The sequence below is a fragment of the Paraburkholderia sp. BR13444 genome, from assembly GCF_040948755.1.
Classification (GTDB): Bacteria; Pseudomonadota; Gammaproteobacteria; order Burkholderiales; family Burkholderiaceae; genus Paraburkholderia; species Paraburkholderia youngii.
On sequence record NZ_JBFPKM010000012.1, the window covers coordinates 74,964 to 87,281 of the forward strand.

At 62.3% G+C, this 12,318-nt stretch carries 11 protein-coding genes; 10 read left to right on the forward strand and 1 reads right to left on the reverse strand.

The genetic code is table 11. The annotated features are described in order from the left end of the window. Positions 1-5 precede the first annotated feature (5 nt). The 9 genes from AB3X95_RS28470 (at position 6) to AB3X95_RS28510 (ending at position 9,554) form a co-directional block, all read left to right on the forward strand. Complete coding sequence (locus AB3X95_RS28470) at positions 6-1,253, forward strand: CaiB/BaiF CoA transferase family protein (protein ID WP_368623159.1); 1,248 nt, start codon at positions 6-8, stop codon at positions 1,251-1,253. Beyond that, a complete protein-coding gene (locus AB3X95_RS28475; RefSeq protein WP_368623160.1) occupies positions 1,250-2,014 on the forward strand; it encodes an enoyl-CoA hydratase-related protein in 765 nt (254 codons plus the stop codon). Before AB3X95_RS28470 ends, AB3X95_RS28475 begins: the two co-directional genes overlap by 4 nt. Then, complete coding sequence (locus AB3X95_RS28480) at positions 1,999-3,807, forward strand: acyclic terpene utilization AtuA family protein (protein ID WP_368623161.1); 1,809 nt, start codon at positions 1,999-2,001, stop codon at positions 3,805-3,807. The genes AB3X95_RS28475 and AB3X95_RS28480 overlap by 16 nt, the downstream gene beginning before the upstream one ends. Continuing rightward, a complete protein-coding gene (locus tag AB3X95_RS28485; protein WP_368623162.1) occupies positions 3,804-4,964 on the forward strand; it encodes an acyl-CoA dehydrogenase family protein in 1,161 nt (386 codons plus the stop codon). Before AB3X95_RS28480 ends, AB3X95_RS28485 begins: the two co-directional genes overlap by 4 nt. Before the next feature lie 190 nt (positions 4,965-5,154). Further along, positions 5,155-5,646: a YbhB/YbcL family Raf kinase inhibitor-like protein gene (locus AB3X95_RS28490; protein ID WP_368623163.1), complete on the forward strand. Its 492-nt coding sequence runs from the start codon at positions 5,155-5,157 to the stop codon at positions 5,644-5,646. A gap of 72 nt (positions 5,647-5,718) precedes the next feature. Continuing rightward, a complete protein-coding gene (locus AB3X95_RS28495; RefSeq protein ID WP_368623164.1) occupies positions 5,719-6,879 on the forward strand; it encodes an SMP-30/gluconolactonase/LRE family protein in 1,161 nt (386 codons plus the stop codon). Positions 6,880-6,936: 57 nt separating this feature from the next. Beyond that, on the forward strand, positions 6,937-8,073 hold the full coding sequence (locus tag AB3X95_RS28500) for a porin (RefSeq protein WP_368623165.1): 1,137 nt from the start codon (positions 6,937-6,939) through the stop codon (positions 8,071-8,073). 165 nt (positions 8,074-8,238) lie between these two features. Beyond that, on the forward strand, positions 8,239-8,982 hold the full coding sequence (phbB, locus tag AB3X95_RS28505) for an acetoacetyl-CoA reductase (RefSeq protein ID WP_176126756.1): 744 nt from the start codon (positions 8,239-8,241) through the stop codon (positions 8,980-8,982). A 305-nt stretch (positions 8,983-9,287) separates the two neighbouring features. After that, positions 9,288-9,554, forward strand: a complete 267-nt coding sequence (locus AB3X95_RS28510) for a hypothetical protein (protein WP_184228862.1) — start codon at positions 9,288-9,290, stop codon at positions 9,552-9,554. Between the two features lie 835 nt (positions 9,555-10,389). Here AB3X95_RS28510 and AB3X95_RS28515 read toward each other — a convergent pair. Continuing rightward, the gene (locus AB3X95_RS28515) at positions 10,390-11,538 is read right to left on the reverse strand and encodes a prolyl oligopeptidase family serine peptidase (protein ID WP_368623166.1); all 1,149 of its coding nucleotides are present in this window, start codon (positions 11,536-11,538) and stop codon (positions 10,390-10,392) included. A gap of 472 nt (positions 11,539-12,010) precedes the next feature. On the opposite strand from AB3X95_RS28515, the gene AB3X95_RS28520 reads away from it, so the two are divergent. Then, positions 12,011-12,181, forward strand: a complete 171-nt coding sequence (locus tag AB3X95_RS28520; RefSeq protein ID WP_368623167.1) for a hypothetical protein — start codon at positions 12,011-12,013, stop codon at positions 12,179-12,181. The last annotated feature ends 137 nt before the right edge of the window (positions 12,182-12,318 follow it).

A 12,318-nucleotide genomic window follows, 5' to 3' on the forward strand; every position in this document is an offset into this window, starting at 1 on the left:
GCCAGATGAAAAACGACTACGACCAGGGCGGACCGCTCGCGGGCTTGCGCATTGTCGATATCACCGAAGTCGTCATGGGACCTTCGGCCACACAGATGCTGGCCGACCTTGGCGCCGATGTGATCAAGGTCGAGCCACCCGGCGGCGACATGCTGCGCGCCACCGGTCCTGGCGGGCGCACCGGCGCTGGCCCGCTGTTCCTCAACCTGAACCGCAACAAGCGCAGCATCGTGCTGGATCTGAAGCGTCCCGAAGGCAAGGAGGCACTGCTGATGCTGGCGCAAACGGCCGACGCGCTGGTCTACAACGTGCGGCCGCAGGCGATGAAGCGCCTCGGGCTCGACTACGACGTGCTGCGGCAGGTGAACCCGCGCCTGATTTATGCTGGCACGTTCGGTTTCAGCCAGCGCGGCCGCTATGCGGATATGCGCGCCTTCGACGACCTCATCCAGGCGGCAGTCGCCATCCCCGAAGCGAGCGTACGGGCCGGTTCGGACGTGCCGCGCTATGCCCCGCTCAATCTCTCGGACCGGGCGACGGGGCTGTACGCCTTCGGTGTGATCTGCGCGGCGCTGCTCGCGCGCGAACGCACCGGCCGCGGCCAGGCGGTCGACGTGCCGATGTTCGAAACGACCGCGCAGATGATGCTGGGCGATCATCTGTACGGCCACACGTTCGTCCCGCCGCGCGGCGGCTTCGGCTATCCGCGGCTGCTCAACCCGCAGCGCAGGCCGTACGCCACGCAGGACGGCCTCGTGTGCCTCGTCGTCTACACCGACGAGCAGTGGAAAGCCTTCATGCGCGTGATCGGCGAGGCCGAGCGGTTTGAGAGCGACCCGCGCTTTGCCGATGGAGAAACGCGCACGCAGCATGTCGAGGCGCTGTACCAGATCCTCTCTGACGAGCTGAAAACGAAGACCACGCAGCAATGGCGCGAGCTGCTGGAGCCGCTCGGCATCCCGGTATTGTCGGCACACACCTTCGAGTCGCTGCTCGACGATCCGCACCTGCAAGACATCGGGTTCTTTCAGCAACTCGAACATCCGACCGAGGGCGTGCTGCGAACCATGGCAGTGCCCAGTGAATGGCCGCAAACGCCCCTGCCGCCGCTGCGCCCGCCGCCTTTGCTTGGCGAGCACAGCGCGCAAGTGCTGGCCGAAGCCGGCTACTCGCCCCAGCAGATCCGCGAAATGGTGCAGGCGGGCGTGACGCAAGTGGCGGCGTGTAGCGAGTCAACGGGAGTCGAAGCATGAGCGAACTCGTACACGCCAGCCGGCAGGATGGGCGGCTAATGCTCACCATCGACCGCCCGGAGCGCCGCAATGCGCTCAACGCGGAAGTGATCGGCACCTTGCAGGATGCGCTCGATTGCGCCAGATCGGACGAAACGATTCGCGCTGTGGTGCTCAGCGGCGCGGGCGACGAGGCGTTCTGTGCCGGCGCCGACCTGGGCGGGGATGCCTTTGCGTTCGACTATGCCATGCCGACCAGCGCCTATGCCAACCTGCTGCGCACGGCCCGCACGCTGAACGTGCCACTCGTCGCGCGCGTGAACGGCGCCTGCATGGCCGGTGGCATGGGCCTGCTTGCCATGTGCGATCTCGCGATCACCGCCCGGCATGCCACATTCGGCCTGCCGGAGGCGAAGGTGGGCGTGTTTCCGATGCAGGTGCTCGCCGTGCTGCAGGCTCAGCTGCCGCAACGCTGCCTGGCGCAGCTGTGTCTGACGGGCGAGCCCATCGACGCGGCGCGGGCACGCGAGATCGGTCTGGTGAATGAGGTGGCCGACGACCTCGATGCCGCGCTCGATCGCCTGCTGTCGCGGCTGCTCGCCAACTCGCCCACCGCGCTGCGGCGCGGCATGTATGCGATGAAGGCGATGCGTTCGATGTCCTTCGACGAGGCCATCGCGTTCGGCGAAGGGCAGCTCGGCCTGCTGGCACTGACCCGGGATGCGCGCGAGGGCGTGGCTGCATTCAAGGAAAAAAGGAGACCGCAATGGACGGGCAAATGACATTCTCCACGCCGGGCAAGGTCGTGCGCATCGGCGGCGCCTCGGGCTTCTGGGGCGACAGCAGCCTCGGGCCGGTGCAACTGGTGCGCTCCGGAGGCATCGATTACCTGGTGTTCGACTATCTCGCCGAGCTCACCATGTCGATTCTCGCGGGTGCGCGGGCGAAGCGGCCGACGGAAGGCTACGCCATCGACTTTGTCACGGTGGCGCTGCGCTCGGTGCTGAAGCAGGCCGTCGAGCAGCGCATTCGCATCGTCAGCAACGCCGGCGGCGTGAACCCGAAGGGCTGCGCGAAAGCGGTGCAGGCTCTGGCCGACGAACTCGGCGTACCGGTGCGCGTCGCGATCGTCGAAGGCGACGACGTGCTTCCGCTCGCCGCCGCGATGCGAGCGGCCGGCACCGTCGAAATGTCCAGCGGCGAACCGATGCCGGAGCGGCTGGTGTCGGCCAATGCCTATCTGGGGGCACTGCCCGTCGCGCAGGCCCTGGCTGCGGGCGCCGACATCGTGATCACCGGGCGCTGCGTCGATAGCGCCGTCACCCTGGGCGTGCTGATGCATGAATTCGACTGGGCGGCCGACGACTTCGACCGGCTCGCCGCCGGAAGTCTGGCCGGCCACATCATCGAATGCGGCTGCCAGGCGACGGGCGGCCTGCACACCGACTGGGCCAGCGTGCCGGACTGGGCGAACATCGGCTATCCGATCGTCGAGTGCCACGAAGATGGCAGCTTTGTAGTCACCAAGCCCGCGGACACCGGCGGCCTCGTCACGCCCGCAACCGTCGGGGAGCAACTGCTGTACGAGATAGGCGATCCGGCCAGTTATCTGCTTCCGGACGTGACCTGCGACTTTCGACAGGTGCGCATGGAACAGACCGGGCCGCATCGCGTGCTCGTGACCGGCGCGCGCGGCCGGCCGCCGACCGGCACTTACAAGGTCAGCGCCACTGCGCCGGCGGGCTTCAAGGTGTCCGGACAGCTTACCATCGTCGGAATCGACGCCGCAGCGAAGGCGAAGCGCACAGGCGAGGCGCTGCTCGAGCGCGGCCGCCGGCTGCTGCGTGAGTGCGGACTCACGGATTTTCTAGGCACCCGTATCGAGCTGCTCGGCACGGAGTCGGCCTACGGGCCCCATGCGCGCCCGTTGCCGACGCGCGAAGTCGTGTTGCGCCTGACGGTGACGCATGCCGACCGGCGTGCACTGGAGATGTTCAGCCGCGAGTTGGCCGCACCAGGCACATCCTGGTCACCCGGCACGACCGGTGCTGGTGGGCGTCCCCCGGTGTCGCCGGTGCTGCGGCAGTTCGCCTGGCTCATGCCGAAGGAGCAGGTGACGCCGACCGTCACGCTCGGCGAGACGACATTCACCGTGACGCTGCCGCCACCGCAGCCGCAGGGCGCGCTGGAACCGCTGGTGCCCACTGAGGGTGCGCTGCCTGCCGGCGCACGCCAGACCGTGCCGCTGTTGAGAATCGCGCTCGGACGCAGCGGCGACAAAGGCGACACTTCCAACATTGGTCTGATCGCGCGGCATCCGGCCCTGCTGCCGGTGCTAAGAGATCAGGTGACGTCAGAACGGGTCGCGACATACCTCGGCCATCTGGTGCAGGGGCCGGTCCAACGTTACGAGCTGCCCGGCATCCATGCCATCAACCTCGTATGCGAGCGGGCATTGGGCGGCGGCGGCATGGCATCGATGCGTAACGACCCGCTCGGCAAGGGCATGGCGCAGATGCTGCTCGATATGCCGGTCGACGTCCCCACAGCCATGTTGCAGGAGCTCCCCGCGTGAACTTCGATTTTTCCGACGACCAGCTTGCGATTCGCCACGCCGTCGAGGCGCTTTGCGCCGACTTCGGCGCTGATTATTGGCTCCAGCGCGACCGCGATGGACGCTGGCCCAGCGAGTTCTGCGATGCCGTTGCCCGCGGCGGGTGGTTTGGCGTAACCATGCCCAGGGAACATGGCGGCGCCGGCCTCGGCATCTCGGCGGCCGCGATGGTGATGCGCACGGTCGGCAAGCTCGGTTCGGCGGCGGTGTCGTCAGTACACCTGAACCTGTTCGGCCCGCAGCCGGTGGTCGTGTTCGGCAGCGAGGCGCAAAAGCGGCGCATGTTGCCGCCGCTAATCGACGGTTCGGATCGCGCCTGCTTCGGCGTGACCGAACCCAACGTCGGTTCCGACACCACACGCGTCAGAACCTCCGCCCGCCGCGCGGGCGACCGCTACATCGTCCACGGCCAGAAAGTCTGGACCTCGACCGCCCAGCAAGCGAACAAGATACTGCTCGTGGCCCGCACGACGCCGATCGAGGCATGCGCCCGGCCGATGGACGGGGTGACGCTGTTCTACACCGGCATCGACCGTTCGCATGTGCGTATCAGCGAGATCGAGAAGATGGCGCGCAAGGCGGTGGACTCGAACGAACTGTTTATCGACGGGCTGGAAATTCCTGTCGAAGATCGCATTGGCGAGGAAGGCCAGGGCTTCAGGTACCTCCTGCACGGGTTGAACCCGGAGCGCATCCTCGTTGCGGCTGCCGCGCTTGGCGCCGCTGAGACAGCCTTGGCGCGGGCCACGGACTACGCCAGGGAACGCGTCGTGTTCGGCCGCCCGATCGGCAAGAACCAGGCGATCCAGCATCCCCTGGCGGAATGCTGGATGCGCCTTCAATCGGCCGAACTGATGATGTGGAAGGCGGCGGCGCTCTATGACGCCGGCAAGCCCTGCGGTGTCGAGGCCACGGCCGCCAAGTACCTGGCCGCGGAGACCAGTTTCGAGACGTCGTTGCGCGCGGTGCGCACGCACGGCGGCTATGGCTACGCGAAGGAGTATCACGTCGAGCGCGGCTTGCGCGAAAGCGTGCTGTCGCTGCTCGCACCGGTGACGCAGGAGCTCGCGCTGTGCTACGTGGCCGAACAGGCGCTCGGGCTGCCGAAGTCGTACTGACGCTGCGCTGCAATCCGACAGCGACAGAAATGGGCGACGCCTATGCCCGCGTTATCGCTGACCTGTCCGCATGACCGAAACATTGGGATAGACAGGATTGTTAATCGTCCGCGGCCGAACCTGTCGCGTGATGAGATAAACGATTAACTATCCTAATTGAAAACCACAGTTGATCAAAGGAAATGGCGTGATGAACTTCACAGTAATATCGCCTGAATTCAAGGATCTGGAACGGCTCCAACTGGTGCATGAGTTCGATGGCTTCGACGGGACCGGCCAGAACCGTTCGCCCGCCCTGCAATGGCACGGCGCGCCGGAAGGCACCAGGAGCTTCGCGCTGACGCTGTACGACCCGGATGCACCCACTGGCAGCGGCTTCTGGCACTGGATACTGTTCGATATCGATTCGTCCATCACCCAGCTTGCCGCCGGTGCTGGCTCAACCGACGCCACTGACCTGGGCTCCAGCGGCACTCAGGCGACCAACGACTACGGCACCATCGGCTACGGCGGTCCCTGCCCACCCAAGGGCTTGCCGGCGCACCGCTATATCTTCACCGTGCATGCGCTGCGTGTGCCCAAGCTGGAACTGCCGGCCAACGTGCCCAACGCGGTGGTCCGCTTCCTGATCCACCAGAACACGCTCGCCATGGCCAGGCTGACCGGCCTCTACAACCGCTGACGATGCGCGTCAATGTGGCGGCAGGATCGAATGATCCGACGCATTACAACTCCCCACTTTGGAGACTGCAAGATGAAAGCGGACATAGCGAAAACGATACTGATACTGCTGGCGTTGTTGACGACGCCGCTCGTCACGAAGGCCTGGGAACGCGGCAAGGTCGAGACATTTGCCACGTTGCCCCCCGGCGAGGCGCATCCTGAGGGGATCGCCCTGGACCATGACGGCAACGTCTACGTCGTAACGGTCGCGGCGAACAAACCTGAGACGAGTGAGGGAACGCTCATTGTGTTCGACCCGCACGGCGAGCACCCACGGACTGTTCGAATCAAGGGCTCAAGCAGGCTATTGCTCGATGTTGGTTTCAATCCGCAGACCGGCAAGTTGCTCGTAATCGATTACCAGTCCGGGAAGGTCCTGAGCGTCGATCCCAATACGGGTGTCTCATCTGTATTTATGACGGTCACGGGCAAGAACCCCGGCCTTGACGGGATGACGTTCGACGCCGCCGGCAACGTGTACGTAACCGACTCCCACCAGGGCATCATCTGGAAAACTGGACCAGGCGGCGGCGAAGGGTTGGCCTGGGTCAAAAGCCCACTGCTCAGTCCAACAAGGTCGGCGCCGCGCATTGGCGCGAATGGTCTGGCGTTCAACAAGGAGCGGACAGCGCTGTTTGTCGCCAACACATCGAACGACACGATTGTGAAAATACCGGTAACTGGCTCGACGCCTGAACCTGGCACGCCCGAGGTATTCGTCAATCGGGTCGGCGGCGGCCCCGACGGCCTGATCATTGACGAGCACGACAACATCTGGATTGCATGCAACCAGTCCAACGAGATTCTCGTGCTCGAGCCGACGCAGGGGCGAGTGATTGCAAAGCTCGGCGATTTCGGCGGAATCGATCGCGAGGGGGCGCCCATAGGTCTCCTTTGGTCGAATAGCCTGGTCTTCCGCGGTGACGACCTTCTTGTCACCAACCTGTCGCTCGATCTCGGCGCGGTTCTTTCGCAGGATCAACGGACAATCGATGGACCGTGGGCTCACCAGGTGAAAGTCCACACAATCTCGAAAATCAAGAAGCGGATACCGGAAAGTCCAGACCTCGAACTCGCCACGCGCCAACAAGATCCTGCTGCTCCACTCCACAATCTCGACCGCTCGCGTGCGCATTTCAGGCGCGATCGAGAAGACGGGGCAAAGGACAAAGATTGCGAGGTTTCAATCTAGGCAAAGACGAAGCTGACCGCGCTCGAAATGCGTGGCCAAATAACACGGGAGACCGACATGCAGTTCTTTGCAAAGACGCTCTGCGGAGGTACGTTGCTGCTCGCGGCCGCAGGGGCGGCCGCGCAGTCGAACGTCACGCTGTACGGCATCGCGGATGCATTCGTGCAATACCTCAATAATGGCGGAAGAACTTCGTATTCGCAAAGAAGCGGCGGTGCAGCAGGTTCCCGGATCGGACTAGCGGGGAAAGAGGACCTGGGAGGCGGGTTCGAGGCAAAGTTCGACGTTGAAACAGGCTACAACCTCAACAACGGGTCGCTATTCGCTGACACGACTACGTTGTTCTATCGCCAGGCATGGGTCGGGCTGTTTGATCGCAAATACGGTTCGCTGACGTTCGGACGACAGTACCAGCCAACCTTCACCGTCGTTTATGGCGCCGATCCCTTTGGTCTCAGCGAAACCTTGTCGCCGCTTTCAGCAGCGGTGCTGGCCGTAGACAGGAATACGCTCTCGACACAGAGCATAACTGGGCGCACGAGCAATGCCGTGCTCTATCAGTCGCCGGACGTGGATGGCCTGCGGCTTTACGCGATGTACGCTTTCGCCGCGACGGTAACGCAACCCGTGCCCGCCTCGACGGGCAACGTCCTGGATCTGGCTGCAACGTACACAGGGCATGGGCTGTATGCGGGTTTCGCTTATCAATACCAGCATCCTGGAACGGAGACGATCGCTGTCGGGCCTTTTTCTTCGTTAAACCTGGTCGCAATGGAGCATTTCACCGGCGCACTCACATACCGCTTCGGGGTTGTGAACATTCAGCTAGTCTACACGTACGCGAGACCGAAGGACGCGTCGCATGGCTCAGCGGCAGCGTCCGTCGGGGCTGCACATCCTGTCAGTATCGCCCAGATCGGCGCAACGATCCAGGCAACGCCGGCGGACGTTATCGAAGTGGCTGGCCTTGAACGCAACGTGCGCGGGTCGCACGACAACACGCCCGCCATCGAACTCGGCTACGACCACCTCCTTTCAAAACGTACAAGCCTGTACGTACGGGCGGGCTATATGAAGAACAACGGTACTGCAGTAACCAGTTGGCCCGGGATACGGGTTGTCACCCCTACGGGCGCTCCGGACTTTGGTGCGTCTCAGACACTGGTCGCTGCGGGCATATCGCTTCGCTTTTGATGTTCCGGTCACGCATCTCGCGCGGCCAGTGATGCTCGGCCGGAACCGGGAGACTCGCGAAAAATTGCACAACATCACCAAATGTGGCAAAGCAATGGCGGGTTGTGCGAGACGGCCATTGGGTATTCACGATCCTCGCAAACATTTCGATCACGGATGGAAAGGATGACGAAACGAACCGTAGTGGTAACGGGCGGCATGGGCGGACTCGGAGAAGCGATCAGTACGAAACTGCACGACGCAGGGTATGCGGTGGTAGTCACGCACTCGCCGAGCAACACAGGTGCGGACAAATGGTTGGCTGACATGGAAGCTCAGGGTCGGAGCTTTCGCGCTTACCCGGTCGACGTGGCCGATTACGACTCATGCCAGCGTTGCGCGGACAAGATTCGGGCGGAAGTCGGCCCGGTCGACATCCTGATCAATAACGCAGGCATCACCCAGGACATGACCCTCAGGAAGATGGACAAGGTGAATTGGGATGCGGTCATTCGCACCAACCTCGACTCGGTCTTCAACATGACCAAGCCGCTATGCGAAGAGATGGTCGCACGAGGCTGGGGGCGCATCGTCAATATCTCGTCCGTCAACGGCTCGAAAGGCTCGGTCGGCCAGACCAACTACGCCGCGGCCAAGGCCGGCATGCACGGCTTTACCAAGTCACTGGCGCTGGAAGTGGCGCGCAAAGGGGTCACGGTAAACACGATTTCGCCGGGCTACCTGGCCACCAGGATGGTCACCGCGATTCCGCAGGAGATCCTCGACACGAAGGTCCTGCCGCATATCCCGATGGGACGTCTCGGCAAGCCCGACGAAGTCGCGGCGCTCGTGCTCTATCTGTGCTCGGAAGATGCCGGCTTCGTGACCGGCTCCAATATCGCGATCAACGGCGGCCAGCACATGCAGTGACGCAACATACCGCGCCGGTACGTGCCGCAACACCGGACGAATCGGCGTGAACCATTCACGCAACACCCCTGTGCTTCCATGAGAGAGGAACGTGTCATGAGTGAGACCTGGATGGGCCTGATCATTGGGGGCACGGCCCTCAGCATCGCAATGCTCATGGTGATTGATCACTATCGCCGTGAGCGCAGAAGGGCAAGACTGCTACGACATCTGGATCATCATGAGTGGTGGCATCAACCGCGCGGGCGAATGTAAGTGCGTCGACCGCGCCAATAAAAAATCAGATACATCGAGAGGGCTGAAGAATGACACCGGAAATCACCGGACAACAAAAGGCCACAGGCCATCAGATCACGGTTCGTACGAGGCGCGGCGGCATGAGGGTCGCCGCGGTCTGGCTGGTGCTGATGTCGGTCGCCCGTGAGATCGAGCGCGTCCGGATTGTGACCAGCAGCGAAAGTGGTTTCGAAGACCTGACGATCTCGTTTGCGGAAACGTTCTCTGGGTCGCTGAACGAAGTTCTCAGGCAGTTCAAGAAGATGGCGTGGGTGGCCACGGCAGAGCTTTGCTAAACATTCCCGTGCGGTGCGCGTGCGATGGGTCACGTCCAGGCATCGGCGCGGAACGCGTCGCGGTTCCGGGCGGCCCATGGTCGCTGTTCAGCGGGGCACGCCCGCATCTGTTGTTTGCAAGAGAGCGGCTCAACTGAAGCCTGGCGTACGGACCGGATTCAATCGGTCCACCACATGAGAGAAGTGGATGAAAACAACAATCAAAAAAAGACCCGCAAATCGGGAGAGTCCTTATACACCCCGCACAGTCGAGGACGCGATTGCTCATCTCGAACGGATCCTGTCAGCGGATGGCGCATATTCACTGTTCAGCCGGACCTACTGGCGCGGGCGTGTTCAGCAGGTGGGCGCGACACGAGGGCTGACTCTGCAGCAGCGAACCAGGCTAGAGATACTCCTTGAATCTCTCTCTTCCCCGGGTCCGGGCGAAGAGCCATCGTAGACCCGTACCTTCATGCGCGTCGAATACCGCTTGGAAAACGTCGCTGGTTGACCCTCGCATTTCGACGGCGCATTGCGGTGGGACTTCGCCCGTCAGCGGCCATTCCCAATGACCGTTGCACCTTGACAACGGCCCTTGCGGCCGTGCTGTGTTGAAGGGCAGAAGTGGGTCGGTTTGGTGCATTCGCCGTCGGCCCGGATTCGGCCAGGAAGGGCGTGTGTAATTGATCGCCAGCGAGCGTGGTGGTGCGCGGGTCTCGTGGTTTTAGGCCACCCAGACTTTCACCAGTGAACACGGTCCAGCTGACGGTGGACTGAAATAAACCGAAATCCGCTCCGTTGGCAGTGTTGTCGGCGGCCATCGGCGCCCGGGTCGACCCGTACCAGGACGACCCTACGGTCGGCCAGTCACGCGTTGCACCATCCCGTAGAGCACGGACATCTGCAAGCCGCTCTTGAGCGCATAGTTCGGGTCGTATTGATTGGAGTAGCCCCACCAGTCGAAGCATGCGTTCGGATTCGTCGGCCCCGGCGCAGATGACGCGAACGTGTCGGGATACACGACCACAAGCTTGTTCGTGTCGGCCCATTCGTTGATGCCGGCCTCGGTGACCCAGCGGTTGCCGATCAGTGATGCCTCCTGCAGACAGCCGTGCAGAGCGAGCACGAATCCACACGTTTCACCCTTCGCGCAGGCTTGGGGAACAAAAACGCTGCCTGTCGAACTCATCGAAACGTTTTCGGACGCCCCGAACTCCGTTTGATCGAATGTAGACAGCGTACCCTTCAGCGCTCCGTTTTCGCGCGGTTTCAATGGGCCGAGGAACATCGTCAACCACGTCTTGACTGAATCGTAGACTTCGCCGTTGGCCGAACAGCGCACCATGTAGGGACTCCCGAGAGTGCCGCACGCAAGTTCGCCGTCAGGCGATTCCCAGCCGTGCTCGGCGGGAAACGTATTGTCAAAACGGACGTTCGCTCCGTAATGTGCGTATTCCGAGTCGAGGTCGGCCATCTCACGTGGATTGACGACCTCGTCCAGCGTGCCGGACCACAGATAGACCGGCTGTCCACGCAGATTCGTCGCCGGGTCGATGGTCCCGAGGGACGATTGCGCGTCAAGGTACGCCTCGGATGGCACCAGCGTGCTGTTATACGACGCCTGATTCGTCGGAAGAGTCTCGCCGCCACAGTTCGCCAAAGCTGTAGCGGCTCCTCCGGCGCCTGCACACCAATACACCCCGCCAGCGTACACAGCGGCTCCTTTGAAGGTAGACGAGTGAGCAACGTGCATCTGCACTGCCGCGAAACCGCCTGAGGAGATACCTGCGACGAAGACTTTCGCCGGATCAATCTTGTAGCGCTGCAGCTTGACGATTGCGGAAGGGGCCGACGCACTGTCCAAGGTTAGACCCGCGGAGCCGGCTACCGCCTTCTCCTGTGCCGATGTTCCGGCCGAATCGCCACTGCCGCCACACCCGGCAAGGCCGATCGCTAGTGCAAACGCCGGCGCTAACCGCCGGCCTAAAGCCTTCGTTGTCATTGTCGTCTCCTCGGCGGGGCAACTTACACAAGTGCATCACTCCGACTGTCCAACTGGGCGCGGTTTCGCCTTCCGCCAAAAAACTCGCTAACACTAGTGATCGACAAAGCACGCATGTTTTCCGCGTACGGTGTGCCCGGCGATATCCAGCGTAGCAAAAATCGCTCCCGCAACACGGCAATCCTGGAACGTCGGTTCTAACCGGACGCTCCATTAACGCAACCGGTTTCCATTTGTCGAGGTGGGATTCAAGCTGCTACGCGGTCCCAAGCCCGTCCAATTCTGCTCTTGGCGGAGGGTACCCTGACCGGTTCACATTCAACATTAATGCTTTCCGGCTTTTTACCGGTCATCAGACCGATAGGACAAAGCTGCCAAAGGACATACAGGCAGCACTGCCGGCGAGTGACAAGAAGAATCTGGACGGCTTCGTCACAAATCGTGGATCTCCGACAAAGCGCGGGAGGCGACGATGGAGCCCGAGATCGGTTTCGTGAGCGTGGTTGTGGACGAACCGAATACGTCGGCAAAGTGGGACCCCCATCCGGGAAACATCAAGCATCGGCTTCGCGGCGATCCAGCTGCATGGTCGGAATCAGGAAGTATGGAATATCAAAGACGCGGCGGCCTCATCGCAGATTAACTACGACTACAACGATGATGAGCTTTACGAGCTAGCGGCGCGGATTCAAAAAATTGAGGAACGGAACGAACGCATGTGGTGTTCAACAACAATTTCGAGCCCGAGGTCAACACAACCGCTCGTTCGTCGCACGAAGT